Consider the following 25,992-nt stretch of genomic DNA (forward strand, 5'->3'; position numbering starts at 1 on the left):
AAGAAGGGCTCTGCTGAAGGGAAGTGCGGTGACCTGCGGCTTCCGCTGTCGATCTGTGGGGTGACGTTCTTAATCTGTCTTGTGAATCGACCGGACATACTGGGCGCAGGTGGCGGTCCGTCCATCGCCACGGCACGAAAGTGAGCGTGATGCCGATGTCGCGGCGCAAGCCGGAGGTCCTCGTGGTCGACGACGACCAGGGGGTCCGCCAGGCCCTGCGGCTGGGACTGTCCGTCGAGGGCTTCGACGTCCGGGAGGCCGCCACCGGCGAGTCCGCGCTGGAGGCGATCGCCGCCCGACCGCCCTCGGTGGTCCTGCTCGACGTGGTCATGCCCGGCCTGAGCGGGGTCGAGGCGGTACGCCGTCTACGGCAGCGGGGCAGCACCATCCCGGTGTGCATGCTGTCCGCCCGCGACGAGGTCGACGACCGGGTCGCGGGTCTGGCGGCCGGCGCCGACGACTACGTGGTCAAGCCGTTCTCGGTGGCCGAACTCGCCGCCCGTCTGCACGCCCTGGTCCGCCTCCACGAGAGCAGCCACGAACGCCCTCTCGTCCTGGGCGACCTCGCCATCGAGCCCGTCCGCCGCGAGGCCACCCGTGCGGGCCGCGAACTGGGGCTGACCACAAGGGAGTTCGACCTGCTGATGGCGCTCGCCCGGCGCCCGGGGCAGGTGCTGAGCCGTACCCAGCTGCTTGAGCAGGTATGGGGCTACACCTGGGACGTCGACACGAACGTGGTCGACGTCTTCATCGGCTATCTGCGCAAGAAGCTCGAAGCCGGGGGCGAGCAGCGCATCCTGCGGACGGTGCGCGGCGTCGGGTTCGCGCTGCGGACATGAGGCCGCGGATCATGAGCCGGAATGTGAAATTGCCTCTGCCGCGCAGTCTGCGCTCACAGATCACCGCCGGCGTGGCGCTCCTGGTCGTGCTCGTGGTCGCCCTGGCGGGTCTGATCATCGTGGCCCGGATCGACCACCGCGACCGCACCGACGTCGACCGGCAGTTGTCCGCACGCGCGGACAAGGTCCGGGAGGACGCCGACAAGCTGGTGTCCGAGGGGGACGGCGCGAACGACACGGACGACTACGGCGGTCTGCTGGTCGGCAGCCAGTCCGTGGTCCGACTGGTGTCGAACGGCCAGGTCGTCGCGGAGCGCGGCGACCGGCCCACCGTGGACATTCCCGTGCCCTCCTCCGACGGCATGAGCACCCTGTACGTCGGCGGTCAGTCCTGGCGCTCCCTGGTGGAACCCGTCGACGGCACGGGCGACGAACGATTGCAGGTGCTCCAGGACCTCAGCCCGATCGAGCAGCGCCGCACCGACAACACACGCATCGTGGCCGGGGTCGCCGTCCTGGCCACCCTGGTCGCGGCGGGCGGCGTCTGGCTGATCACCCGGGTGATCATGCAGCCGTTGCAGCGGCTGCGCGCCGGAGTGCAGCGCATCCGTCCCGCGGACACCTCCAGGATGCTGCCCCAGGTCAGCCGCCCCCAGGAGGTGGCCGACCTGTCCGCCGCCCTCAACGGCATGCTGGGCCAGCTCCAGACCAGCATGCGGGCCACCCGACGTTTCACCGCGGACGCCGGACACGAGCTGCGCACCCCGCTGACCGTCCTCGGCATGAACCTGGAGACCCTCCAGCGCAATCCCCGACTGCCGGCCGGGCAGCGCCAGGAGGCGCTGGACGCCATGGCCGTCGAGCACCGCCGCATCACCGCGCTGCTGGAGGGCCTCCAGATCCTCGCCCGCGGCGACGCCCACGCGCTGCCCCCACGTGCCACCGTGGATCTGCCCGCCCTGCTGGACGAGGCGGTCCGCCACGCCCGCAACCGTCACCCCGGCGCCACCTACGACGTCCACATCCCCGCGGAACCGGCCCCCCAGGTACAGGGCTGGTCCACCGGTCTGCGGCTGGCCGTGGACAACCTCCTCGACAACGCCGCCCTCCACGGCCGCAGGCCCCACGGCCGGGTCGACGTCTCCCTCTCCTGGGACCCCGGCCGGCTGCACATCGCCGTCTCCGACGACGGCCCCGGCATCCCGGCCGACCGACGCGAGGCCGTCAAGGAGCGCTTCGCACGCGGGTCCCGGCCCCGCTCCCCCGGTTCCGGCCTGGGCCTGGCCCTCGTACAGCAGCAGGCCGAACTGCACGGCGGCGCCCTCACGTTGGCGGACGCCCCCGGCGGCGGGCTCCGGGCGACCCTGACGGTGCAGAGTCGGCCCGCGGAGCCTGCCGCTTGACCGGACGAGGGCAGTCAGCTCTGTGAGATGCGCAGGTAGTCGAGGTTGAAGCCACCGGTTTCGCAGTAGACGGTGATCGTCTGTTCACCTGCCCGGAGGGCGACGGGTGCGTGCACGGACCGGTAGGTCCCCCAGCCACCCGTGGCCGGCACAGAGGCCGTTGCCAGCGTGGTGCCGGTGTCGTCACGGAGGGACAAGGCGTTCGCCGCGGTGGCGTCCCCGCCGTTGGCGACGCGCAGCTCAAGATCGTAGGAGCCCGCCCGCGGCACCTCGACGCGGTAGGTGAGCCAGTTGCCGGCGGCGGTCCAGCCCACGTTCTTGCCGCCACTGGCAGCGGAGTTGGCCTCGATGAAATTGCTGCCGTCCGCGGGCCAGCCATGCTGGGCGGCATAGCCCTCGGCCTCGATCTTCTCGCCCACGGGCGCCGCGTGCGGCCGTACGGTCAGATGGAGGGTCACCTCGTCGCGCGCCCGGCCGTCCGTGGCGTAGAAGGTCAGGTCCTGCTCACCGGCGGCGGTCGGGTGGATCGTGACCAGGCCGGTCGCCGGGTCGAGGGCCACGCCGTCCGGCAGTTCGGTGGCGTAGTAGGCCGGCCGGTCGCCGTCACGGTCGGTTGCCTTCAACTGCACGCGTACGGTGCTGTATTGGTCGGCGACGACATCGGCGGCCTGTCCGAGGACCGGGGCGTGATTGCGGGAGCCCTGGGGAACCTTGCCCTTCCAACGGTAGGTGGCGAAGGCGCCCGCCGGGACGGTCACCACGAACTTCTGGCCGGCGACGACGATCCGGACCTTGCTGGCGGTGCTGGAGCTGTTGCCGACGACAGCGACGTAGTTCGATTTCCCGGAACGGTAGACCACGTTGCTGACACCGTTCTCCGCGGCGCTGGACTCGAGGCGTACGTCGCCCGGGGAGAGGTACTTGGCGAACTGCCCCATCTCGTACAGCTCGTCGCGGACGGTGAAGTCCTTCGTGACCGTGTTCACCTTCACCAGCCGGTCCGGCCACTTGGTGGTGGCCGCGACCTCGTCCCAGTCGATGTCGTTGTCGCGGGAGGGCGTCCAGTGCAGTGTCCCGCCGTCCTGGTCCGTGGCCTGGGCCCACAGAATGTAGGAACCGGCGTCGAGGCGGAAGTCGTTGAGGATGGTCGACGGCGACAGATCGCTCGTCTCCGTCATATGGACCGGCTTCCCCGTCTGTTCATAGGCGTCGCGCATGACGCGCGGGTCCCCCCAGTAGGGGTGGAAGGCGATGGCGTCCGAGGCCTTGCGGACCTGCTCGCCGGTCACCGAGCCGTCCGGGGCGTCCTCGAAGATGCGGTAGTAGTTCTTGGTCGCCGTGCTGTTGGGATCACGCCAGTCCCAGAAGTTGAAGTCATGCACATACAGCTGGGTGTTCAGCCGTGCGGCCCGGAACTCACGCTTCATCGCCAGGGCCAGCTTCTGCTGCTGGGCGACGCTGATGTCCATGGCCGGGTAGACGACGTCCATGCCCGGCTCGTTCAGCAGGGTCAGCGCGTCGACACGGACGCCCTGCTTGGCGTACGCCTGGACGAACTTGACGTAGTACCGCGCGAACACGTCGATGCAGTCGTCCCGCAACTTGCCGGCCTGGTAGTACTCCGTGGTGCTCCCGGGCTTGAGCGCGACCTCGCCGGTGAACCGGTTGTTCGTCTTCATCCACGCCGGTGCGCTCCACGCCGAGGCGAAGAACGTCGCGCGGGGGTTGTAGCGCTGGATGAGCTTGATCGTGTCGATGATGTGCAGGTCGATGTCCCGCTGGATGGAGAAGTACTTCAGATCGAAGTCCTCGGTGACGCCTGCGGGCAGGTCGTCCTCCGACCAGAACGGGAGGTGCTCGATGAGATCGGGGCTGCCGATGGTCAGCCGGAACCGGTCCAGGCCCGCGCCGTGCTCGGGGTCGACCAGCAGCCGGATGGCCTCCTCCCGCTTGGCGGGGGTGAGCTTCCACAGGTTGGACACGCTGGTCTCGTCCAGGGAGAAGCCGATGCCCGTGTATTTCTGCCGGGCGGCGCTGGGGTCGACGACCACGGTGGCGTCCACGGGGCCGCCGGAATCAGTGCCGGTCCGGACGTCCGGCAACGGCTGCCATGCCTGCACACCGCCGGTGGAGTAGGTACCGGTCACGACCTGGCCGCGCCCGGCCGAACCGCTTGCGGCCCGGTCCGCGTTGGCGGCCGGACCGGCGCCGACCAGCGTGGACAGAGTCATGACAGCGACGGCCGCGATCGCGGTGAGAGAACGTCTCACAGCTGCTCCTGGGCTTGGGGATGTGGGGACCCCTCCCGCCCCACGATGCCCGAGATCCAAGCAATATCCGTGGTGTTAAGTCAAGGCTTAAGGAAAGCCTGCTTGATACGGCGTCACCGACGGGGCGGCGCGGTCGGCGCACCGTGTCCGCCGAACCGACGACCTCAGCCGTCGGCATGCGGACGGCTGAGGTCGTGAGACTCCGGGGCGGCTTTGTGCTCAGGCGTGGACCTGGGAGCCGTAGCCGAGGTCGAGGCGGATGGACTCCAGGATGGTGAAGGCGTGGCTGGCGGTGTATACGTCCGCGGCGGCCAGGACGCCGGTGTACTTCTTGATGACCGGGGCGGCGGCGTACTCGGCCTGGGCGTCCTGGTAGGTCTTGACGGCGGCCCAGGTGTTGTTGCCGTACTTGGCGAAGAACGGGGTCGGGTCGACGTTGGCCATCGCGGACTTGACCGAGTCGACGATGTCGTCGACGTACTGCTGGTGGACGACCAGGTCGCGACGGGTGCCCAGGCGCCCCATGTGCCCGCCGATGTAGTGGGTCCACGGGTACGTCAGGGCCTTGCCCGGGGCGGCGATGGAGCCCTGGACGTCCTCGTTGATGTTGAGGTTCTGGAACGGCACCCAGCCGGGCAGGGCGATGTCGACGAGCATCAGGGCGTCGTGGTCCGGGAAGTGGATGTAGATGTTGTCGGCGCTGTGGTTGGTGCCCTTGTGGATCAGTTCGACGCGCTCCCCGCCGACGCGCAGGGTCTTGTGGTGCTCGAAGGTGACGTTCGGTGCCGGGCGCGCCGGGTCGTTGTCGCGCAGCAGCAGTCGACGGTTCTCGACATGGCCGATCCGCTCCACATGACGGCCGAACAGGGACGAGGCCCCGAGATGGTCGGCGTGGTGGTGGGAGTAGACGATGTGGGTGACCTTGTTGGAGGTGCCGTTCGCGGCGGCTATCTCATTGATCGCACGCTGAAGGTTGTGCCCGATGGTCGGGGGCGCGTCGAACAGTACGACGCCTTCCTTGGTCGTCAGGAACGCGGCCTGGTAGGTGGAGTCGGTGACCCAGTACAGGTTCCGCTTGATCCGGCCCACGTAGTAGCCCTGGGCGTTGACCGCCGGGCCGAGTGCCGAGGCCGGTATCGGTGCGTAGTCCGGAAGTTCGGTGGTGCCGGCGGCGGCCGGCTCGGCAAGGACGCCTCCGGCCACGGCGGCGAGCGCCGGGACGGCCGCGATCTTCGCCGACTTGGCCAGGAACGAACGACGGTTCGTGGAGGAATCGAGCTCAGACATGATCGGTACTGCCTTTCACAATGAAATGAACTGGCTGGTCAGAAGTCAGTAGTTGCGGGTGTAGCCGCCGTCGGCGGCGATGAACTTGGCGGTGACGAAGTCGGCGTCGTCCCCGGTGAGGAACAGCACCGTGCCGACGATGTCCTCCGCCGCCGCGGGGCGCTTGATCGCCTGCTCGTCGGCGAGCCGGGTGTCGATGTCGGGCGGCATGGCCCCGCCGGAGACCGTTTCGTCGATCAGCGGAGTGCGGGTGAACGCCGGGGACACCGCATTGACCGTGATGCCGTCGGCGGCGAGGTCGTTGGCCAGGCCGCTGGTCAGACCGAGGATCCCGGCCTTGCTGGCCATGTACGGGGTCATGTCCCTTGTGGTGGTGTAGATCGACGAGGAACTCATGTTGACGATCCGTCCCCACCCGCGCTCCCGCATGTCCGCGGCGAACGCCATGGCCATCAGGAACTGTGAGTCGAGGTTGATCGACAGCACACGGCGCCAGTGAGCGAAGTCGACGTCGGCCAGCGGTGCCACGCCGGCGATCCCCGCGTTGTTGACCAGGATGTCCGTCGGCCCGCAGGCGGCACGTACTGCTTCGTGCAACTCCCGTACGGCGTCCGGGTCGGAGACGTCGGCGATCAGGGGGACACATGTGCCGCCGGCCTTCTCGATGTCCTCCCTGGTCTGCTCGGCGGCTGTCAGGTCCACCGCGGCGACGGTCGCGCCGCGGCCCGCCAGCCCGCGGGCGATGGCGGCACCGAGGCCACGGGCCGCGCCGGTGACGACGGCGACTCGGCCCGCATGGGTGGCCGACAGTGCGGTGGGAGCCGGACCAGTACTTTCTGACATGGGATTTCTCCTTGCAGCGCCTTGACGCACCGAAGTCGGGGTCAGCCGCCGTAGGTCGGCAGGATCGCTCCGCTGATCGGTGCGGCGGCGTCACTGACGAGGAAGGCGATCACCGTCGCGATCGCTTCGGGGGAAACCGCGTGCGCCAGTTGGTCCTCGGAGAGGAAGCCGCGGTTCTTGGGGGTGTCGATCAGCTGCGGGGCGACCGCGTTCACGCGGATGCCGCCGGGGCGCAGTTCGAGGTCGAGACTGCGGACCAGGTGGGTGAGTGCGGCCTTGCTGACGCCGTACGCCGTCAGTCCGGGCGTCGGTTCGATGCCCGGTCGCGCGGAGACATGCACGATGGCTCCCGACCCACGCCTTTGCATGTGGGCTCCGACCGCCTGGCTCAGCCACAGGGCCGCGCCCAGGTTCACGTCGACCATGAGGCGCAGCGCCTCGGGTGTCGTGCTGAACGCGTCCGAGAGGTCGAACGCACCCAAGGTGTTCACCAGTACGTCCGGAGCACCGACCTCGGTGGCGATCCTGTCGACGAGAGTCCTGGCCACGTCCGGATCGGTGGTGTCCCCCACCTGACGGCCGATGCCGTCGGGCAGCTGGTCGAGGGCGCGCTCGTTGCGGTCGACGCCCACGACGGTGAAGCCGTCGGCGGCGAGGGCCGAGGCGGTCGCGCGGCCGAGGGCACCACCGGCGCCGGCCACGATCGCCACTCCGCCGCTCACCGGGCCGCCTCCTTGCTGACGCGCGGTGCGTGCACACCGAAGTCGGTCAGGGGCGGGGACAGGTAGAGGGGCATGTCGCTTCTCCTTGATCGGTGCGCGTGGAGGGCCGAGGTGGCCATCAGGCCGAGGTGGCCATCAGCGCCAGATCTATTTGCTTGCGTCGGCAATAAGAATCTCCCCATGCTCATCGCTTGTCAAGCAACTCCCCTTGGGGCCTGGATACCGCTACCGGGACCGTTCAGCAGGCGGGTCGGACAGCAGCGGCCGAGTGACCGACGCAAGGACCCGCCCAGGCCATATAACCTGGGCGGGTCCCCATCGGCGGACGAGCCGAGCCGGTCAGGCGATGCGGTGCCTGCGGATCCAGGCGGCCTGACCACCGTCGACGAGCAGGTCGGTGCCGTTGACGTAGAGCGACTCCGAGCCGGTGAGGTAGGCCACCGCGGAGGCGATCTCCTCCGGCGTCCCGGCCCGGCCGGCGCCGCAGGCCTCCAGCATCTTGAGCATGTGCTCACCGGATTCCGAGTCGGCCTCGGCCTTCGCCATGGCGGTGGAGACCACCCCGGGGCTGACCGAGTTGACCCGCGCACCGCGCCGGCTCCAGGCCAGGGCGGCGGCCTCCACCCGTACGTGGTTGGCGCGTTTGGAGAGGATGTACGCCATGATCCCGTCGTCTCCGACGGCGGCGACGGCGTCCAGCCCGAGGAGCTCCTCCGCGGGCGCCGTCGCCAGTACGGCCTCCTGCTCCCGGGTCAGGGAGGCGTAGTGGCCGGCCATGCTGGAGACGCACACCATCGCGGTACCCCGGACGGCCACGGGCTCGAAGGCGTCCAGCACATGGACCGTGCCGAGGATGTTCACCTCGAGGATCGTGCGGGCCGAGGCCATCGCCGCGGAGACGCCAGCGGTGTGCACCACCGCCGTCAACCGCCCGGCGTCGGAGGCGGCTTCGGCGAGCCGCTGGACCGACGCCCGGTCGCACACGTCGACGACCATGCCCTCGACCTCGTACCCCTCGGCGCGCAACGCGTCGACGGCGCGGTCGAGTTGGTCGCGTGAGGCCTCGGCGAGGAACAGCGTGCGGCCGCTGCCGAGCCGGCGTGCGACCGCCGTTCCCATCCCTCCCGCCCCCGTGACGACGACGACGTCACGACGCTCTGTGACTGGGGATCCCGCCATGGACGGCCTCCTTCGGTTCAGCCGCGGCCGATGCCCCGGCAGGTACGGTCTCGCGCCAGTCGGCACCGGACGCGATCGCCTGCCGCCACTGCCGAACGGCCCGGGGCGGCATACCGACCGCGAGAACGCCGGACACCCGCTCACCGGTGCGGTACACGGCCAGGAACCGGCGCTCCGCCAAGTCGCCGTCCACCACGGCGACTTCGTCGTGGCCGCGCAGGAATCCGTACGCCTGGATCTTCATGTCGTACTGGTCGGACCAGAAGTACGGCACCGGCGCGAACGCCTTGCGCCCCTGGGGGTTGAGCAGGTTACGGGCGGCGGCCATGCCCTGTTCGGCGGCGTTGGTGCGGTGCTCGATGCGCATCGCGGTGCCGAACAGCGGGTTGTACCAGCGGGCGACGTCACCGGCCGCGTACACGTTCTTCGCGGCCTCGCAGTACTCGTCGCAGATCACGCCGTCGCCCACGGTCAGCCCGCTGCCGTCGAGCCATTCGGTGTTGGGCAGCGACCCGATCGCGACCAACACCTCGTCGGCCTCGACCACTTCACCGTCGGCGAGCCGCACGCCGTCCTCGGTCACCTCCGTGACCGTGACCCCGCAGCGCAGGTCCACCCCCCGTTCCCGGTGGGCCTGCGACAGGACATGGCCGACTTCGGTGCCGACGGCGTGCGCCAGGGGTACCGGTGCGGGTTCCAGGAGCGTCACCCGGGCGCCGAGACGCCAGGCGACGGCGGCGGCCTCCGCACCGAGGAACCCCGCGCCGACGACGACCAGCCGCCGTCCCGGACCCAGCCGGTCCCGCAGCGTCAGGGCGTCGTCCAGCGTGCGCAGCACATGCGCGCCCTCACCGGGCAGCCGGCGCGGCCGGACCCCGGTGGCCAGGATCAGACCGTCGTACGTCACCTCGGAACCATCGGCCAAGTGCACGGTGCGTTCGGGGAGTTCGAGGCGGATGGCCTCCGCGCCGAGGCGCAGGTCGAGGCCGAGGGCGGCCAGGTCGTCGGGGGTACGCAGGTCGAGCCGTCCGGCGTCCCACTCCGAGCTCAGCAGCTGCTTGGACAGCGGCGGACGGTCGTAGGGAAGGTGCGGTTCTTCGCCGACCAGGGTGATCGTGCCGTCGTAGCCCTCGCGGCGGAGCGTCTCGGCCGCCGCGAGGCCGGCTGCCGAGGCTCCGACGACCAGGATCCGGCTCACTGCTCCACCAGTCGGATGGCGGCGGCCGGGCAGATCGCGGCGGCTTCGCGCACTTCGTCGTGGAGGCCGGCGGCGGGTTCCTCTTCGAGCAGGATCGCCACGCCGTCGTCGTCCCGCTGGTCGAAGACGTCGGGAGCGGCCATGACGCACTGCCCCGAGGCCACGCACTTCGGTTCGTCGAGTTCCACTCGCATGGTTGGTTCCTTCGTTCGTGGGGGTGTTCAGCTGTACGGGCGGTCGGTCACCAGGCAACAGGCAGGCACTTGACGCCGTACGTAGTCCCGGTGTGGTCGAAGGCGAGCTGCTCGATCGGCGCGGCCAGGCGCAGCGTGGGGACACGGCGGTAGAGCGTGCCGTAGACGACCTGGAGTTCGAGGCGGGCCAGGTTCTGGCCCAGGCACTGGTGGGGGCCGTAGCCGAAGGCCTGGTGCTGGCGGGCGGCGCGGGTGATGTCGAGCCGCTCCGCCTCGGGGAACGCCTCGCCGTCCCAGTTCGCGGAGTGCAGGTCGAAGATCATGCCCTCGCCCTTGCGGATGACCTGGTCGCCGATCTCGATGTCGTCCTTGGCGACCCGGCGCACTCCGGTCTGGACGATGGACAGGTAGCGCAGCAGCTCGTCCACCGCGCCGGCGATCAGCTTCGGGTCGTCGGTGTCGCGGAGCAGGGCGAGCTGGTCGGGGTTCTCCAGCAGGGCGAGCGTGCCGAGGCTGATCATCGTGGCCGTGGTCTCGTGGCCGGCGATCAGCATGGCGACGCCCATGCTCGCGGCCTCGGCGTGGGTCATCTCCCCCGCCTTGACCTTGCCGCCCATCTCGGACACCACGTCGTCGCCGGGCTGTTCCATCTTCTCCGTGAGCAGGTCGGCCAGGTACTTCATCAGCGCGCCGCTCACCTGCCGCACCTCGGCCGGGTCCGCCGAACCGTCGAGGATGAGGCTGCTGCTGCGCTGGAAGAAGTCGTGGTCCTGGTACGGCACTCCGAGCAGCTCGGCGATGACCAGCGAGGGCAGCGGAAGCGCGACCGCGGTGAGCAGGTCGGCGGGGTTCGGGCCGCCCAGCATGTCGTCGATGAGATCGTCGACGAGCTTCTGGACGTAGGGCCGCATGGCCTCGATCCGCTTGACGATGAACGGGGCGTTGACCGAACGGCGCAGCCGGGTGTGCTCGGGCGCGTCGGTGTTGGTGATGAGGCGGGGCGTGTGCGGGGCGATCTCCGCCCGGTGCGCGTTGACATAGGGGAAACCGGCGTCGAGGTCGTCGTCGCTGACCCTCGGGTCGGTGAGCAGGGTCCGCTGGTCAGCGTGGCGGGTGATCAGCCATGGGGTGGCGCCGTTCCAGATCCGCACGCGGCTGATCGGTTTCGCCTCACGGATCGGGTGCACCGCCGGGGGCGGCGCGAGCGGGCATCGCGCGTCGCGCTGCATGGGATAGGCGGGTACCTCCGGGGCCGCGTCGGACGGGGTGCCGGTCAGGGTGTCGGCCATGGCTCTCCTCGGTGGTGGGGGCTCCGTCGGGGCGGAGCGCCGGGATCAAGTCGTCGAGGCTCGATGAGCACAGGCAAACAGGCCGGGCTGACTCCTTCCGGTCAGTTACCTGACAGAAGGCTGACGTGACCCGGATCACATTCCATCCGGTCCCCAACTCACCTGCAGCTTCAGGGACTTGGCCGGTTCCGGACCTTCGGACCACACGGAAACGGGCGGTGCCGCAGCATGGCGGCACCGCCCGCGCGGGACAGCTCTCGACATCTTCCTGCTTGCTCTCGGAGGCTCGTCAGGATCCGGACTCCTCATGGCCGAGCCAGTAGCCGAATCCCCGTCGGGTGTGAATCAGCGTGGGCGCGTCCTGGTCCACCTTGCGCCTGAGCCGGGAGACGAGTTGCTCGATGGCGTTGTCGCCGCGGAAGTCGCCCCAGACGTAACGGCCGATCTGCTCCTTGGACAGCACCCGGTGCGCGTTGACCAGGAGGTAGCGCAGGAGCCGGTACTCCGCGGGCGTGAGGTCGAGCACGCGTGTCCCGCGCCGCGCCTGGCACAGGGTGTCGTCCAGGGCCAGGTCCTGGTGGCGCAGGGCGCCGTCACGGGCCCGCATGGGGCCGGTGCCGCGCAGCAGGACCTGGGCGCGGGCCAGGACTTCGGCCACCCGGAAGGGCTTGGTGACGTAGTCCCGCTCCCCCAGGCCCAGTTCGGGCAGCAGGCTGTCGAGGGTGTCGTAGGCCGTCAGGAACAGGACCGGCGGGCGGTGCTCGACCGGCGGTCTGCGTGCCCGGCCGAGGCCCGGTACGTCCGGCAGGGTCGCGTCGAAGACCACCAGGTCGAACCGGCTCTCCAGGACCCTGGCGAGTGCCGCGGCCCCGCTGTCGACCGTGCTGATGCGGTAGCCCGCCAATTCCAGTGTGGTCGACAGGAGTTCGGCTACGTCCGGTTCGCCGGCGGCGATCAGGACGTGCTGACCGGACCCGCGGGCGAGCGCCGGTTTCTCGCTGGTGCTTCCGTACATGGACACGTCCGGGCCCCCTCCGTCAGTCCGTGGGGGTGTCGGGCGCCCGGTCCTCGTCGACGGCGTACGCGAGGAGGGCGTCGACCATCCGCCCGAAGAGCAGGGCCAGTTGCCGCAGCTCCTCCGGCGACCAGTCGGCAAGGGCCAGCTGCATGCCGCGCGCGCCCGTGTCGCGGACGCGGGCGACGGCGTCCGCGCCGAGCGGCGTCAGCCGTACGCGCAGGGCACGCCCGTCGTCGGGGTCGGGGACCCGCACGACATGACCGGATCTCTCCAACTGCTGCACCTGCCGGGTGACATGGGATGCCTCCACGGCGAGCTGCTGGGCCAGCTCCCCCAGGCGCAGCGGTTCCGAGTCGGCGAGCCTGCGCAGCACTGCCACCGCGGCCCGGTCGAGCGGCACACCGGCCAGGGCCGCCAGCACGGCGTGCCGCCGGGCACTGGAACTCAGGTAGGCGGCGCGGCTGAGGGCACGCTCGATCCCGATCGCTTCCGGTGACGGGGCGGCCGTCGGCGGTAAGGGAGACATGCCGAGCACCCTACCCCACTACTTGCCTTACTCAAGTAATTCACCCGGATTACTTGAGTCGAGTAACGCACATATGCTTGCTTGACTCAAGTAGAACGGTCATGGGCTCGGCGTCACGGGCGCTCGCCAGATGCCGACGACCGCGTCCGTCAGCCCGGTCGCGGCGTCGTTCCAGTTCGCCCTCGGGGTGGGAGCGTTCTCGGCGAGTGCGCGCTCCCGTTCGGCGGAGATATGCAGGATCAAGTGGCGTGCCATGTCGCCGCGTTCGGCGCGTACGTCCGGCGGCAGATCGGGCAGGCAGCGCCGCAGACCATCGATGATCTGCCGCAGCGAGGGCGAGCTGAGGGACTCCTCCATCATGATCTCGTACAGCATGGGGTCGGTCATCACCTGGGCACAGAAGCGCGCGTACCAGGTGGGGCTGCCGAGGGCCGCGAGATGTTCGGGCACGGGCCGCACCAGGCAGTCCACCCAGTCGCGTACGTCGGTGGAGGCGCCGATTCCGGCGAGCAGCCGGGAGCGGATCTCCTCGATGGGCCCGTCGTGCTTGCGGACGATCGCGCGGATCAGGTCGGCCTTGGTACCGAAGTGGTAGCCGACCGCCGCGTTGTTGCCCTGGCCGGCGGCCTCGCTGACCTGACGGTTGGACACCGCGTACACCCCACGCTCGGCGAACAGCCGCTCCGCCGCGGTCAGGATCAGCTCCCGGGTCGCGTTGACCTGCTCCGCACGTACCGCCCTGCCTGCCATGACCACCACTTCACCGGGACTTCCCTCAGCCCTCCGACGGCCAGCCCCTTGAGCCGCCGCAGGTCCGCCGCGCCGACGGCGGGTTCCAAGGACGGAAGCCTACGCAAGAGCACGTCGAGGACGGTTTGCGGCTCCGTGCGGGCCCCCTCCCCGGGACCGCCGACGCGTCACTTCGCGGAAAGCCGCTCCAGCCACTGCTGGAGCAGAGCCGCTTCCGCCGGGGTCAGTTCCTCCGGCTGCTCGGCCCGCAGCCGGGCCGCGAGCGTGGCTGCCGCCACCGGGACGGCTCCGTCCTCACGGCGTACGGCCGAGTCGGCCGGGCGGGTCAGCGAGTCGATCACGGAGTCGCGCAGCCGGGCCGAGAACTGCGGATCGGGGTACTGCTCGGGGCGGGTGAGCATCGACAGCGCGGCCCCGACGTTCGCCGACATGATCACCCGGGTGGCCAGGGCGGGCGGGACGATCAGCCGTCCGGCGGCCGCGCAGCGCTCCAGGATGCCGTGCAGCAGGTCGTGGGCCTCCTTCGCCGCCGCGGGCGGCGCGGTGAGCTCGGGTGAGTACATCAGGCGGTAGTGGTTGGGGTGGTCCAACGCGAACCGCATGTGGTTGTCCCAGCCGCTCTTGATGTCGGCGACCGGGTCGTCGCTGGGCCGGGCCGTCCGCTTCGAGGCGAGGTACTGCTCGAATCCCCGGTCGACCACGGCGGACAGCAGCCCCGCCTTGTCGCCGAAGATCCGGTAGAGCATCGGCGCGCCCACCCCTGCGGCCTCGCACACCGCACGCGTCGAGACATCGGCGACCGACGCCTCGGCCAGCAGTTCCGTGGCCGCTTCCAGGATCTTTTCCCTCGCATCCATGCGTTCACAGTACGCCATTCGTAGCATCGATACGAGTTGGAAGTTACCAACGCTACGAATCCGTGTTATCGTCGATACGAAATGAACGTAGCAGCGCTACGAAGGGATTCGTCATGACCACTCCGCACCAGACCGAGCAGCGCGTCGCGATCGTCACCGGGGCTTCGCGCGGTATCGGACGGCAGGTCGCCCAGCAGCTCGCCGCCGACGGGTTCGCCGTCGTCGTCGGGTACGCCGGCAACAAGGACGCGGCCGAGGAAGCCGTGCACACCATCGAAGCCGCCGGAGGCACCGCCGTCGCCGCCCGCGCGGACGTCGCAGACGAGACCGAGGTCGCCGCCGTGTTCGACCTGGCGGAGGCCAGGTTCGGCGGGGTCGACGCGGTCGTGCACGCGGCCGGCCGGATGGCTCTCTCCCCCGTCGCCGAGCTCGACCTCGACGAACTGGACGCCCAGTACCGCACCAACGTCCGCGGCGCCTTCGTCGTCGACCAGCAAGCCGCGCGCCGACTGCGTCCGGGCGGCGCCCTCGTCAACTTCTCGACCTCGGTCGTCGGACTGCTCTTCCCGGGCTACGGCGCCTACGCCTCCGGCAAGGCCGCGGTCGAGACACTCACCCGGATCCTCGCCAGGGAACTGCGCGGCCGTGACGTGACGGTGAACGCCGTCGCGCCCGGCCCCACCGCCACCGACCTCTTCCTCGACGGCAAGGACGAGGAGACCATCGCCCGCCTCGCCGCACAGGCTCCGCTGGAGCGCCTGGGCACGCCCCAGGACATCGCCTCCGTCGTGTCCTTCCTGGTCAGCCCGGCCGGCCACTGGGTCAACGGCCAGGTGCTGCGCGCCAACGGCGGCATCGTCTGATCCCCCATCGCCTCTCACTCCCCAAGGACCAGTCATGAACGACAGCAAGGTCGTCCTCGTCACCGGCGCCTCCAGCGGCTTCGGCGCCCTCACCGTCCGCGCGCTCGCCCGCGGCGGCCACACCGTCTACGCGGGCATGCGTGCCCTCGGCAGCCGCAACGCGCAGGCCGCCGCCGACCTCTGCGCCTACGCCACCGAGCACGGCGTCGACCTCAGGGCCGTGGAACTCGACGTGAGCAGCCAGGACAGCGCGGACGCAGCCGTCGCCCGGGTCATCCAGGAGCAGGGCCGTCTCGACGCCCTGGTCCACAACGCGGGCCATATGGTGCTGGGTCCCGCCGAGGCCTTCACACCCGAGCAGTTCGCCGACGTCTACGACACCAATGTGCTCGGCGCCCAGCGCGTCAACCGGGCCGCGCTGCCCCACCTGCGCCGCCAGGGCCAGGGGCACCTCGTGTGGATCGGCTCCTCCAGCACCCGCGGCGGCTGCCCGCCCTTCCTCGCCCCCTACTTCGCGGCCAAGGCGGCGATGGATGCCCTGGCGGTCAGCTATGCCGCCGAGCTCATACGGTTCGGGATCGACACGACGATCGTGGTTCCCGGCGCCTTCACCTCCGGCACGAACCACTTCGCGCACGCCGGCTCCCCCGCCGACTCCGACCGGGCCACCGCCTACGACGCCCGTTACAAGGCGCTGATGGACGACGTGAACGTCCGGCTCGCCGGGCTGATCCCACCGGACGCGGACGTCTCCGAGGTCGCCGAAGCGGTCGTGCGCACCCTCGAACTGCCCTCCGGGCAACGGCCGTTCCGGGTCCATGTCGATCCCAGCCGCGACGGCAGCGAGGTGGTCTCCGCGGTGGCCGACCGGATCCGGGCGGAGTTCTTCCACCGGGTCGGCCTCGACGACCTGCTCACGCCCGCGAGCAGTCTGTAGGCAGCGCCGTTCAGGGGAAACCGGCGGGTGGGGCGAGTGGGGGCGGGCGGAGCCGTCGACAACTGAGCCGTGACCACCCTGCCGCTGATCCCGCCCATGCTCGCCACACCAGGCTCCCTGCCGCCCACCGCGCAGGACGCGCGCTGGGCCTACGAGACCAAGCAGGACGGCCAACGGGTCGTGGCCTATCTCGCCGGGGACGGCGGCCTGGTGCTGCGCGCCCGGTCCGGGGAGGAGATCACCGGCGCCTACCCCGAACTGGCGCCGCTGGGTGAGGCACTGGACACCACGCCCGCGGTGCTGGACGGGGAGATCCTGGCGCTGGACGACCACGGCCGGGCCGACTTCCAGCTGCTCCAGTCCCGGATGGGTCTGGCCCACGCGCCCGCCCGAGCCGCACGCCTTGCGGCTCGAACCCCCGTCCATCTGGTGCTGTTCGACGTCATGGACCTGGACCGGCACTCCCTCCTCTCCCTCTCGTATGCCCGGCGGCGCGGGCAGTTGGAGGCGCTGGGCCTTCAGGGACCGTTCTGGTCGACCCCGGCCGCACTCGTCGGCCACGGCGAACAGGCCCTGCGGGCCACACGCGACCACGGCCTGGAAGGGCTGGTCTGCAAGCGGCTCGACTCGGTGTACGAGCCGGGGGTGCGCTCCCGGGCCTGGATCAAGATCCGGAACATGCGCGCTGCGGACGTCCTGATCGGCGGCTGGGTGCCCGGCAAGGGCCGGCTCAAGGCGGCGGATCTGCCCGGCGCGGTTCTGGTCGGCCAGCGGAGCACGGGCGGGCTCCGCTACGTCGGCAACGTGGGCACCGGCTGGAGCGAGGCCGAACGGGAACAGCTCGCCGAACTGCTGCGCGCCGTCGAGACGGACGCCTGTCCCTTCGATCCCGTCCCGGCGGTGGCGGGAGCGCACTGGACCGTGCCCCGGCTCGTCGGCGAGGTCCGCTACAGCACCCGCACGAGGGCGGGGATGCTGCGCCAGCCGTCCTGGCTCAGGCTCCGGCCGGATCTGACTCCGGAGGAGTCGGCGGCGGATCTACCGGACAAACCTGTGTGACACGACGTATGCGCTGCCGATTATTGGGCTGCGCTTCACCACTGGGACGCCTGTGACCTCTTGGCCGGAAGGGAAGAGTCCGGGATGCTGAACTCCCCTTTCCCCCCACAGCCGTTGGGCTGCGCCCGCACCAAGAGGAGGACGCAGTGTCGTCGAAGAAGTCCGCCATACACCGCCGGAGGTGGCTCACCGGCCTGGGCGGTGCCATCGCCCTCGTCGTCGCCATCCCCACCACCGCCTTCGCAGCGCCTCCCACGGCGCTGCCCGCCAACGCGGAGTCGGCCGAGCAGACGTACCAGCCCGCGTTCGACTACGACACGGACGGTTGCTACTCCACGCCCGCGATCTCCTCGGACGGCACCCTGAACGGTGGCCTGAACCCGAGCGGGGCGCTCAACGGCGAATGCCGGGACGCCTCGGACCTGGACAACACCAACTCGTACTCGCGCTACAAGTGCAACAACGGCTGGTGCGCCTACCTGTACGGCCTGTACTTCGAGAAGGACCAGGCCGTCGCGGGCAGCAGCCTCGGCGGGCACCGGCACGACTGGGAGCACGTCGTGGTGTGGGTGCAGAACAACTCGGTCCAGTACGTGTCGACCTCGAACCACGGCTCGTTCACCGTGAGCGCCGCGTCCTCGGTCCGCTTCGACGGCACGCACGCGAAGGTCGTCTACCACAAGGACGGCATCAGCACGCACTGCTTCCGCCTGGCGAACTCGAACGACGAGCCGCCGGAGAACCACAAGGGCACCTGGCAGTACCCGCCGCTGGTCGGCTGGAACGGCTACCCCTCGGGCGTCCGCGACAAGCTGGTCGCGGCCGACTGGGGCAGCGCCAACTTCGGCCTGAAGGACGGCAGCTTCAACTCCCATCTGTCCTCGGCCAAGCCGTCCGGGATCTCGTTCGACCCCAACGCCTGATCCCGCCACATATCACCGGCCCGCTCGTTCTCCAGGCTCCCGGAGCCACCCCGGCTCCGGGAGTCCGGGAGGACGGCACATGGCGGTCGACGAGCAGCAGCGAATCTCACGGCGGCGCTTCCTGGCCACACTGGGAGCGGCCGGTTCCGCCGCTGTCCCCTTGGGTGCGCGGGCCTACTCCGGCGGGAACGGTTACACCATGCCTTCCCTCGTCTTCGAAGACCCGGCCACCCAGCGGCGGCTCGGCGGCCTGTACGCGACCGCGCTGACGGATCTGGCCGACGCCCACACCGTCCGCGCCGACCCATCGGTGTACGACAGGGCCGGACTGCTCACCGACCCGCCCGGCACCGTCGTACGGGCCGGTGGTGGGTATCCCGCGCCGCAGCGATGGACCCGGGACGCGGCCGTCAACGCATGGCATGCGGTGAGCCTGCTGGCGCCGACCGTCGGCCGCAACACCCTGTGGTCGGTCGTCGAACGGGGTCCGGGCGGGCTGATCGTCCAGCAGGACAACCAGTGGTGGGACCAGATCGTGTGGGTCCCGGCCGCCTGGCACCACTACCGGGTCACGGGCGACCGCGTCTTTCTTGCCCAGGCGTTCGAGACGTCCGTCCACACCCTCGCCGCGCGCCGGGCGCGTGACCTCGACGCCTCCTACGGCCTGTTCAGGGGGCCCGGCTTCATGAACGACGGGATCTCCGGCTTCCCGGACCCGCCCGCGTCGGACCGCGTCCGCTCCTCGTTCGTCCTCGACCACCCGGGCACCGACCGTCTGATGTGCCTGTCGACCAATTGCCTCTACTACGGCGCCCAGTCGGCCCTGGCCGCCATGGCCGACACGCTCGGCGAGCCCGGGCGGGCAGCGTCCTTGCGCGCGGACGCCGCAGAGCTGCGCCGGGCGGTCGACCGGCATCTGTGGCGGCCCGAAGCGGGTACGTACGCCTATCTCCTGCACGCCACCGGGCAGTTGGACACCTCGCAGGAGGGCGCCGGGCTCGCCCTGGCCCTGCTGCTCGGTGTCGCGGACCGCCGCCGGGCCCTGCAGATCCTGGACACCACCCATTGGCAGCCGCACGGCATCGTCAACGTCTGGCCGCACTTCCCACGCTTCGACGACTCCAGACCCGGGCGGCACAACGTCATGGTCTGGCCACTGGTGCACGGCCTGTACGGTCAGGCCGCCGCCGACGCGGGCCGAACCGATCTGTTCGCGCGCGCCGTCGACCTGCTCGCCGGCCTCTTCTCCGGCACCGGCTTCCACGAGCTGTACGACTCCGTGAGCGGGGCCGTCGACGGCGGCTGGCAGACCGGCGGGAGCGGACGCGCCGAGCACTTCGACTCGCAACCCGACCAGACCTGGTCCGCAACGGCGTATCTGCGGCTGCTGAACGAGGGGCTGTTCGGGCTGACGTTCACCGAAGACGCCCTCCGGCTGCGCCCCTGTCTGCCCGAGGGGTGGGGCCCCGTGAGTCTGCGCGGGCTGCGCTACCGGGACATGACGCTCGACATCGGCCTGTCCGGGTACGGCAGCCGGGTGCGGTCCTGCACGGTCGACGGACTCCGGGGCGATCCCATGGTCTCCGCCGACGGGACGGGGCACCACACGGTTCACGTCGTCCTCGACGACGACGTGCCCGGGCTCAGGGCGTAAAACCCCCGGTTCCGACGACACCCCGGCACCGCGCCTGCGCCTGCGCCTGACGGCTGGTCGAGCTGTACGCGACCGGCGGGCCCCGCGGACGGTCTATCGTGTCCGCATGCCCGTGCACGATCTGATTCGTATCGTCTCCCGCGACTCGCCGATGGCTCTCGCCCAAGTGGAGCGTGTCCGCGCCGAGTTGGCCGCCGCACATCCCGGTGTACGCACCGAGGTCGTGCCGGTGAAGACGACCGGCGACAAATGGCTCGGCGACCTGTCGATGGTCGAGGGCAAGGGCGCGTTCACCAAGGAGGTCGACGCCGCGCTGCTGGCCGGCGAGGCCGATCTCGCGGTGCACTGTGTGAAGGACGTGCCCGCCGACCGGCCCCTCCCGGCGGGCACGGTGTTCGCGGCGTTCCTGAAGCGGGACGACATCCGCGACGCCCTGATCCATCCCGACGGCCTCACCCTGGACGAACTCCCGGCCGGCACCCGCATCGGCACCTCCTCGGTGCGCCGGGTCGCCCAGCTCGCCGCCACCCACCCGCAGCTGGAGTGCGTGCCGTTCCGCGGCAACGCCAACCGGCGCCTGGCGAAGCTCGAGGCCGGTGACGCGGACGCGCTGCTGCTCGCGGTCGCCGGGCTGGAGCGCATCGACCGCCGTGACGTGATCAGCGAGATCCTCTCCCCCGAGGTCATGATGCCGCCGATCGGCGCGGGCATTCTCGCTCTCCAGTGCCGGGAGGGTGACAGCGAGCTCATCGACGCGGTCAGCGCCCTCGGCGACCCGGACACATATCGGGAGGCCACGGCGGAGCGGATGTTCCTGCACGTTCTGCAAGGGCACTGCAACAGCCCGATCGCCGGGTACGCGCGGGTCGACCGCAGCGGCGAACTGTCCCTGCGCGCCTGTGTGTTCACGCCCGACGGCAAGACCCGCCTGAACGCCCACGAATGGGCCGGACGGCTCGACCCCGCCACCCTCGGCACGTCGGTCGCCGTGGCCCTGCTGCGTCAGGGCGCCCGCGAGATCATCGACGGCATCCCGCACTGACGCTCAGGCGGTGCCTTCCTCCGCCTGCTCCCGCAGGAAGTTGCTGACCTGGTGCGCCAGGCTCTCCCGCCCCACGGACGGGTGGGCCTGTCCCTCGTCGAGGCCGACGCCGCCCGCCCACAGCCTGCGCTCGGTCCACTCCTCGTCGACCCGCAGCTGGATCTGGACGTCCACCTGGCTCAGGGAGGCCTCGGGTCCCGCCGCGTAGAGCACGGCGGTGGCCCGGCGCAGCGGGTAGACGTCGAAGCCCTCGATGAACTGCGAATTGCGCCAGTCGATGAACGCGCTCTCGCCGTCGGGTCCGACCCGCACATCGATCTGCCCGTCCTCGAGGTGGATCCCGAAGTGCCGCTCGCCGCGGTTCTCGACGGTCACCCGGAGATTGAAGTACGTCAGCCCCTCGGCGGCATCGTCGCGTCCACGCGGCGGCTCGGCCGCCCGAAGGCAGTGGACGCGGACACGCAGACCGGCGTGCTCGTCGTACTCCTGCCAGTCCCCGATCACGTTGGGCTCGTACACGGTGCACCTCTCGACCTCAGAGAGCTGCTTCTTATCTGTGGGCTCAGCGCACTGTCAAATGAGCAGAATGGGCTGTGGCCAGCGATTTCATCGGCTTGATCACTGATCAAGCCGTGCGCAGGAAGAATCCGCCACCGGACCGTACGGCCGCCCTCGCGGGCGTGCCGCACATCACGTCCCGAGGCCATGATCAGCGGGCCAGTCTGCCGAGGAGCGCGGAGGCCGCGGCGATGCCGAGCGCGGCGGCCACGACGAGCACCGCGAAGTCGGTCGCCAGGTGTGCGTCGGTGCCGAGGAGAAGGCCGCGCAGGGCGTCGACCTGATAGCTGAGCGGGTTGAACTTGCTGACCGTCTGGAGCCAGCCCGGCATGACGGACAGCGGGTACAGGGCGTTGGAGCCGAAGAAGAGCGGCATCGTGATCGCCTGCCCGATGCCCATCAGCCGGTCGCGGCTGAGCACGATCCCCGCGATGGTCATGGACAGGCAGGAGAAGAAGGCCGCCCCGAGGACGACGACCACCGCGACGCCGAGCAGCCGCAGCGGGTTCCAGGTCATCGACACGCCGAGCAGCGCGGCGATGACGATCACGACGACGGCCTGGATCAGCGACTTCACTCCGGCCGCGAACGCCTTCCCCGTGGTCAGCGCCGCGCGCGGGGTGGGCGTGACCAGGAGCTTGTTGAGGATCCCGGCGTCACGCTCCCAGATGATCTGGATGCCGTAGAAGATGGCGATGAACATCGCCGACTGGGCGATGATCCCGGGTGCCAGGTAGTCGATGTAGGGGATGCCCTCGGTGGGGATCGCCTTGATCCGGGTGAAGGTCTGGCCGAAGATCAGCAGCCACAGGGCGGGTTGGATCGCGCGGGTGTACAGCTCGGTGCGGTCGTGGCGCAGCTTCTGGAGTTCGACCGTGCACATCGCCGCGACCCGGGCGGGCAGCAGGCGCCAGCCCGCGCGGGGCTCGGGCGTCTTCAGCAGGAGCCCGAGCTCGGGGTCAGCCGACACGGCGCGCGGTGCGGCGGGTGCTTCGGACATCGCGGAAACCTCCTGACTGGTCGTCGAGGCCACTGCCGGCGACATCCCGGAAGACGTCCTCCAGGGAGGGCAGCGAGTCCGTGCCCCGGTGTACGGCGAGCCCCTGGCGCAGCTCGGCGGGGGTGCCGAGGGCCCGGACACGGCCGTGGTGCATCAGGCCGACCCGGTCGCAGTACTGGTCGGCCTCGTCCATGTAGTGGGTGGTCACCAGCACGGTCATGCCGGTGGCCGCGCGGACGGCGTTGATGTGGTCCCACACGTCGGTCCGCGCGATCGGGTCGAGGCCGATGGTCGGCTCGTCGAGGATGAGCAGCCGGGGCGCGCTGACCAGGGCCTGCGCCAGCTCGAGCCGCCGGACCATGCCGCCGGAGTACGTGCTCGCCAGCCGGTCGGCGGCGTCGGTGAGGTCGACCGCGGTCAGGGCTTGGCGGACCCGCTCGGCGCGTTCGCGGCGCGGCACGTCGAAGACGCGGGCGAACAGGGCGACGTTCTCCCGGCCGGTGAGCCCGGCGTCGGCGGACAGCTGCTGCGGGACGTAGCCCAGCAGCCGTCGTACGGCCATACGGTCCTTCGCGGCATCGTGCCCGAAGACGCGGACCATGCCCGCCGGGACCGGCAGGAGGGTGGTCATGCAGCGGATCGCCGTGGTCTTGCCGGCGCCGTTCGGGCCGAGCAGCCCGAAGCACTCGCCCTCCATGACCGACAGGTCGAGCCCGTCCACGGCGTTCGTGTCGCCGAAGGCGTAGGCGAGCCCGGTGCAGGCGATGGCCGCATGTTGCTCGGCCGATACGTCCCTGGTCATGACTCGGCGGCCTCCTCGTGCAGATTGACGGCGAGCGTGCGCAGGACCGGGATCGCCGCCCGGAGCGCCTCCCGCTCCCCTTCGTCGAGCCGGGCCACCTGCTGTCGCAGGAGTTCCGCGCGCCGCGTGCGCCACTCGCGCAGCCGGGACTGCGCCGCGGGGGTGGGCAGCAGACGCGCGGCCCGGCGGTCGGCCGGATCCGTCTCGCGGATCAGATAGCCCTCTGTCGCCAGGCGGTTGACCAGCGTCGAGACCGAGTTGCTCGCCAGATACAGGTCCTTGGCCGCGTCCGAGATGCCGATGCCGGGTCGTGCCACGATCAGTCGCAGCAACTCCACCTCGGCCCCTCGTAGTTGGGGCGCGGCCATCTGTCGGCGCAGTCGGCGCCGGATCAGCCGCTGCACCCCGCCGAGCGCGTCGGCCAGTTCTTCCGGGAAGGTCTCGTCGTCCACGCTCCCGAGATTACCTCTTTAGCAGAGGTAACTGTCTCAACGGGCGGTCAAGACTGTCCGGCGATATATATCGATTTGTTTGGATTCCTACTGGCCGGGGAATGGCAATCCCAGTGCTTCGGACAGGAGGCACGTCCGTGGGAGCCGCAATCGGCCCGGGTGTCCTCTGTTCCGGTCCGAGCGCGCATCTCCCGTGGTGACTGTCCACCCAGCACCTGCTGAGGGAGGTGCGCACGATGCGTATCGCCGGCAGAACGAAGCCGCATCCGCATGACGACGCCCCCGACACCGACGACGCGTTCGTACGGCTTTCGCGACTGCCCGAAGGGCCGCGGCGCAAGGCACTCCGGGACGAGCTGGTCGAGGCCTGGCTGCCCATGGCGGAGCGGATCGCCGTCCGCTTCAAGGGGCGCGGCGAGTCCCTGGAGGACCTCTACCAAGTGGCGGCCCTGGGCCTGGTGAAGGCCGTCGACCACTACGACCCGGAACGCGGCCGCGCCTTCGAGGCGTATGCCGTGCCGACCGTCACCGGAGAGATCAAACGGCACTTCCGCGACCACATGTGGACACTGCACGTGCCGCGCCGCGTCCAGGACCTGCGCAATCGGGTACGGCGCTCGATGAAGGAGCTGGCCCAGACGACTCCGGGGCGCGCTCCGACCGTCGCCGAGATCGCCGAGCACGCACAGCTCAGCGAGGGCGAGGTGCGGACCGGGCTGGAGGCGCTGGAGTGTTTCACCGCGCTGTCGCTGGACGCCGAGATGCCCGGCACGGACGGGTACGCGCTGGCGGACGCGCTCGGCGGGCCGGACTCGTCCTTCGACGTCGTCGTCGACCGGGTCGCCGCCGGGCCCGTCCTCAAGTCGCTTCCGGAGCGCGAGCGAACCATCCTCTACCTGCGGTTCTTCGGCGGGATGACGCAGAGCCACATCGCCCAGCAGCTCGGGATCTCACAGATGCACGTCTCCAGGCTGCTCAGCGGCTGCTGCGCCCGCCTGCGTGAGGAACTCGTCACCGAGGCCCGCTGACCGCCCGCGGCCCCGCGCACACCGTTCCCGGCTCACCGCTCCGGCGCTGCGCCGGGAACCTCGGTGGGGCCGCAGCGGTCCAGAGCGTCTTCGAGTTCCGCTCTGATCTCCGGCGGCATGGCGCCCTTGCGGCCCCAGATCAGAATCAGTTCCGCGACATGGCGCAGTTTGATGTTCGTGTGCTGGGAAACGTCCTTGAGGACCTTCCACCCCTCGTCCGGCGTCACCCGGCCGAGCGCGACGATCATGCCGATCGCCTGGTCCACGACAGCGTGCGAGGCGACCGCCGCCTTGAGCTGATCGACCTCTTCCTCCAGCTCGAAGATCCGCTCCGAGCCCCTGTCGGCGGGCATGGGCACCTCCGGTCGGTTGCGCCGATCTGCCGTTTCTGACTGTACGCCTGGGTACTCGGCAGGCGCCCGGAGCGGTTCCGGTTGGACACTGGTACGACACCGGTGGGCTGCCGGTCGAGGAGACCAGGACGCGACTGCAATGAACAAAGACAGAACCCTCCCCCGTGGTGCGGCCGAGGTCGTCTCCACCCACTGCGTGTTCGGCGCGCCCTGCTGGGTGAGCCTGACCAGCCGCGACCTGGAGGCCACCGAATCGTTCTACTCGGCGGTCCTGGGCTGGCGCTGGCGGCCCGCCAAGCTCGGCGACCGCTTCCGGGTGGCTCTGGCGGGCGGCACACCGGTCGCCGGGATCGCCGCGGTCGCCACGATGTGGCAGATGGCCGTGGCCTGGACCCCCTACTTCGCCGTCCGCAGTGCGGACGAGGTCGTGGCACGCGCGCAGGAGCGCGGCGGCACGGCGGCGGTGGGACCGATCTCCCTGCCCCCGGGACGGGCTGCGCTGCTGGCCGACCGGGACGGCGCGACCTTCGGGATCTGGGAGGGCGAGCTCGTCGGCAACTGGGAGAGCTGGCGACGCTCCGCCCCGACCTTCATCCGGCTGCACACCCGCGACGCCTTCGACGCCGCCATCTTCTACGGCGAGATCCTCGACTGGGCCACGGACCGCCCCGGCTCCGTCGAGGTCCACTACGAGGGCGGTGAGGTCGTGCTGCGCAGCCGCGGCGATGTCGTGGCGCGCATCGAGTCGGGGGCGCTGGGATCGGCTCCCGACCCCACCATCCGGCCGCACTGGCAGGTCCACTTCGCGGTCTCGGACGTCGCGGCCTGCACCCGGGCGGCGGAGAAGAACGGCGGCAGCGTGCTGTCGGAGAGCGCCCAGGACGCCGTACTGCGCGACGCCGACGGCGCACAGTTCACGGTGACCTCGCGCCGCGCGCGCTGAGTC

Annotated in this window: 27 protein-coding genes and 1 pseudogene; 10 read left to right on the forward strand and 18 right to left on the reverse strand. The window is 70.4% G+C overall.

Features of this window, described 5'->3' with window-relative positions; translation table 11 throughout:
* Nucleotides 1–155: 155 nt before the first annotated feature.
* Entirely contained in the window at nt 156–839 is a 684-nt protein-coding gene (locus ACIHFB_RS02295; protein ID WP_365268760.1) for a response regulator transcription factor, read from the forward strand.
* A gap of 11 nt (nt 840–850) precedes the next feature.
* On the forward strand, nt 851–2,242 hold the full coding sequence (locus ACIHFB_RS02300; protein ID WP_400124946.1) for an ATP-binding protein: 1,392 nt from the start codon (nt 851–853) through the stop codon (nt 2,240–2,242).
* A gap of 14 nt (nt 2,243–2,256) precedes the next feature.
* On the opposite strand, the gene ACIHFB_RS02305 is transcribed toward ACIHFB_RS02300, so the two are convergent.
* From ACIHFB_RS02305 to ACIHFB_RS02365, 13 genes and pseudogenes are all read right to left on the reverse strand, one after another.
* Nucleotides 2,257–4,512 (reverse strand): carbohydrate-binding protein, encoded by a 2,256-nt coding sequence (locus ACIHFB_RS02305; RefSeq protein WP_365268765.1) that lies wholly within the window; start codon nt 4,510–4,512, stop codon nt 2,257–2,259.
* Between the two features lie 219 nt (nt 4,513–4,731).
* The gene (locus tag ACIHFB_RS02310) at nt 4,732–5,799 is read right to left on the reverse strand and encodes an MBL fold metallo-hydrolase (RefSeq protein ID WP_365268768.1); all 1,068 of its coding nucleotides are present in this window, start codon (nt 5,797–5,799) and stop codon (nt 4,732–4,734) included.
* Nucleotides 5,800–5,844: 45 nt separating this feature from the next.
* The gene (locus tag ACIHFB_RS02315) at nt 5,845–6,642 is read right to left on the reverse strand and encodes an SDR family NAD(P)-dependent oxidoreductase (RefSeq protein WP_400124947.1); all 798 of its coding nucleotides are present in this window, start codon (nt 6,640–6,642) and stop codon (nt 5,845–5,847) included.
* Between the two features lie 41 nt (nt 6,643–6,683).
* Nucleotides 6,684–7,364, reverse strand: a complete 681-nt coding sequence (locus ACIHFB_RS02320; protein ID WP_365268773.1) for an SDR family oxidoreductase — start codon at nt 7,362–7,364, stop codon at nt 6,684–6,686.
* 339 nt (nt 7,365–7,703) lie between these two features.
* Nucleotides 7,704–8,543: an SDR family oxidoreductase gene (locus ACIHFB_RS02325; RefSeq protein ID WP_400124948.1), complete on the reverse strand. Its 840-nt coding sequence runs from the start codon at nt 8,541–8,543 to the stop codon at nt 7,704–7,706.
* Nucleotides 8,512–9,741 carry an NAD(P)/FAD-dependent oxidoreductase gene (locus ACIHFB_RS02330; protein WP_400124949.1) on the reverse strand — a complete coding sequence of 410 codons (1,230 nt, stop codon included), beginning with the start codon at nt 9,739–9,741 and terminating at the stop codon, nt 8,512–8,514. Before ACIHFB_RS02330 ends, ACIHFB_RS02325 begins: the two co-directional genes overlap by 32 nt.
* Nucleotides 9,738–9,935, reverse strand: coding sequence for a ferredoxin (locus ACIHFB_RS02335; RefSeq protein ID WP_400124950.1), 198 nt, complete (start codon nt 9,933–9,935; stop codon nt 9,738–9,740). The genes ACIHFB_RS02330 and ACIHFB_RS02335 overlap by 4 nt, the downstream gene beginning before the upstream one ends.
* A gap of 47 nt (nt 9,936–9,982) precedes the next feature.
* Entirely contained in the window at nt 9,983–11,224 is a 1,242-nt protein-coding gene (locus ACIHFB_RS02340) for a cytochrome P450 (protein ID WP_365268783.1), read from the reverse strand.
* Between the two features lie 289 nt (nt 11,225–11,513).
* Nucleotides 11,514–12,239, reverse strand: coding sequence for a response regulator transcription factor (locus ACIHFB_RS02345; RefSeq protein WP_365270993.1), 726 nt, complete (start codon nt 12,237–12,239; stop codon nt 11,514–11,516).
* Between the two features lie 22 nt (nt 12,240–12,261).
* On the reverse strand, nt 12,262–12,768 hold the full coding sequence (locus tag ACIHFB_RS02350; protein ID WP_400124951.1) for a MarR family winged helix-turn-helix transcriptional regulator: 507 nt from the start codon (nt 12,766–12,768) through the stop codon (nt 12,262–12,264).
* Between the two features lie 99 nt (nt 12,769–12,867).
* Nucleotides 12,868–13,518: a TetR family transcriptional regulator gene (locus tag ACIHFB_RS02355; RefSeq protein WP_365268789.1), complete on the reverse strand. Its 651-nt coding sequence runs from the start codon at nt 13,516–13,518 to the stop codon at nt 12,868–12,870.
* A pseudogene (locus tag ACIHFB_RS02360) lies at nt 13,467–13,661 on the reverse strand (hypothetical protein); the annotation flags it as partial. The pseudogene ACIHFB_RS02360 and the gene ACIHFB_RS02355, both read right to left, overlap by 52 nt.
* Nucleotides 13,662–13,685: 24 nt before the next feature.
* Nucleotides 13,686–14,375, reverse strand: coding sequence for a TetR/AcrR family transcriptional regulator (locus ACIHFB_RS02365; protein ID WP_365268792.1), 690 nt, complete (start codon nt 14,373–14,375; stop codon nt 13,686–13,688).
* Between the two features lie 113 nt (nt 14,376–14,488).
* Between ACIHFB_RS02365 and ACIHFB_RS02370 the strand changes: the two genes are divergently transcribed.
* The 6 genes from ACIHFB_RS02370 (at nt 14,489) to hemC (ending at nt 20,853) form a co-directional block, all read left to right on the forward strand.
* Nucleotides 14,489–15,238, forward strand: coding sequence for an SDR family oxidoreductase (locus tag ACIHFB_RS02370; RefSeq protein WP_365268795.1), 750 nt, complete (start codon nt 14,489–14,491; stop codon nt 15,236–15,238).
* A gap of 34 nt (nt 15,239–15,272) precedes the next feature.
* Nucleotides 15,273–16,175 (forward strand): SDR family oxidoreductase, encoded by a 903-nt coding sequence (locus ACIHFB_RS02375; protein ID WP_400124952.1) that lies wholly within the window; start codon nt 15,273–15,275, stop codon nt 16,173–16,175.
* A 96-nt stretch (nt 16,176–16,271) separates the two neighbouring features.
* A complete protein-coding gene (locus ACIHFB_RS02380) occupies nt 16,272–17,234 on the forward strand; it encodes an ATP-dependent DNA ligase (protein ID WP_400125584.1) in 963 nt (320 codons plus the stop codon).
* A 146-nt stretch (nt 17,235–17,380) separates the two neighbouring features.
* On the forward strand, nt 17,381–18,157 hold the full coding sequence (locus tag ACIHFB_RS02385; RefSeq protein WP_365268800.1) for an NPP1 family protein: 777 nt from the start codon (nt 17,381–17,383) through the stop codon (nt 18,155–18,157).
* Between the two features lie 79 nt (nt 18,158–18,236).
* Entirely contained in the window at nt 18,237–19,811 is a 1,575-nt protein-coding gene (locus ACIHFB_RS02390; RefSeq protein ID WP_400124953.1) for an MGH1-like glycoside hydrolase domain-containing protein, read from the forward strand.
* A gap of 106 nt (nt 19,812–19,917) precedes the next feature.
* Nucleotides 19,918–20,853 (forward strand): hydroxymethylbilane synthase, encoded by a 936-nt coding sequence (gene hemC, locus ACIHFB_RS02395; RefSeq protein WP_365268806.1) that lies wholly within the window; start codon nt 19,918–19,920, stop codon nt 20,851–20,853.
* A 3-nt stretch (nt 20,854–20,856) separates the two neighbouring features.
* Here the strand turns inward: hemC and ACIHFB_RS02400 are convergent, their stop codons facing one another.
* From ACIHFB_RS02400 to ACIHFB_RS02415, 4 genes are all read right to left on the reverse strand, one after another.
* Nucleotides 20,857–21,372, reverse strand: a complete 516-nt coding sequence (locus tag ACIHFB_RS02400; RefSeq protein ID WP_365268809.1) for a hypothetical protein — start codon at nt 21,370–21,372, stop codon at nt 20,857–20,859.
* Nucleotides 21,373–21,562: 190 nt separating this feature from the next.
* The gene (locus ACIHFB_RS02405; protein WP_365268811.1) at nt 21,563–22,411 is read right to left on the reverse strand and encodes an ABC transporter permease; all 849 of its coding nucleotides are present in this window, start codon (nt 22,409–22,411) and stop codon (nt 21,563–21,565) included.
* On the reverse strand, nt 22,371–23,213 hold the full coding sequence (locus ACIHFB_RS02410; RefSeq protein ID WP_365268814.1) for an ATP-binding cassette domain-containing protein: 843 nt from the start codon (nt 23,211–23,213) through the stop codon (nt 22,371–22,373). The genes ACIHFB_RS02405 and ACIHFB_RS02410 overlap by 41 nt, the downstream gene beginning before the upstream one ends.
* The gene (locus ACIHFB_RS02415; protein ID WP_365268817.1) at nt 23,210–23,665 is read right to left on the reverse strand and encodes a MarR family transcriptional regulator; all 456 of its coding nucleotides are present in this window, start codon (nt 23,663–23,665) and stop codon (nt 23,210–23,212) included. Before ACIHFB_RS02415 ends, ACIHFB_RS02410 begins: the two co-directional genes overlap by 4 nt.
* A 236-nt stretch (nt 23,666–23,901) precedes the next feature.
* Here ACIHFB_RS02415 and ACIHFB_RS02420 point away from each other — a divergent pair, with 236 nt between their 5' ends.
* Nucleotides 23,902–24,693 carry a SigB/SigF/SigG family RNA polymerase sigma factor gene (locus ACIHFB_RS02420; RefSeq protein WP_400124954.1) on the forward strand — a complete coding sequence of 264 codons (792 nt, stop codon included), beginning with the start codon at nt 23,902–23,904 and terminating at the stop codon, nt 24,691–24,693.
* Between the two features lie 32 nt (nt 24,694–24,725).
* Here ACIHFB_RS02420 and ACIHFB_RS02425 read toward each other — a convergent pair whose 3' ends face one another.
* Complete coding sequence (locus tag ACIHFB_RS02425) at nt 24,726–25,046, reverse strand: ANTAR domain-containing protein (protein ID WP_400124955.1); 321 nt, start codon at nt 25,044–25,046, stop codon at nt 24,726–24,728.
* A 139-nt stretch (nt 25,047–25,185) separates the two neighbouring features.
* Here ACIHFB_RS02425 and ACIHFB_RS02430 point away from each other — a divergent pair, with 139 nt between their 5' ends.
* Nucleotides 25,186–25,989 carry a VOC family protein gene (locus tag ACIHFB_RS02430; RefSeq protein WP_365268826.1) on the forward strand — a complete coding sequence of 268 codons (804 nt, stop codon included), beginning with the start codon at nt 25,186–25,188 and terminating at the stop codon, nt 25,987–25,989.
* The last annotated feature ends 3 nt before the right edge of the window (nt 25,990–25,992 follow it).

This window comes from Streptomyces sp. NPDC051963 (genome assembly GCF_044593495.1).
Lineage (GTDB): Bacteria > Actinomycetota > Actinomycetes > Streptomycetales > Streptomycetaceae > Streptomyces.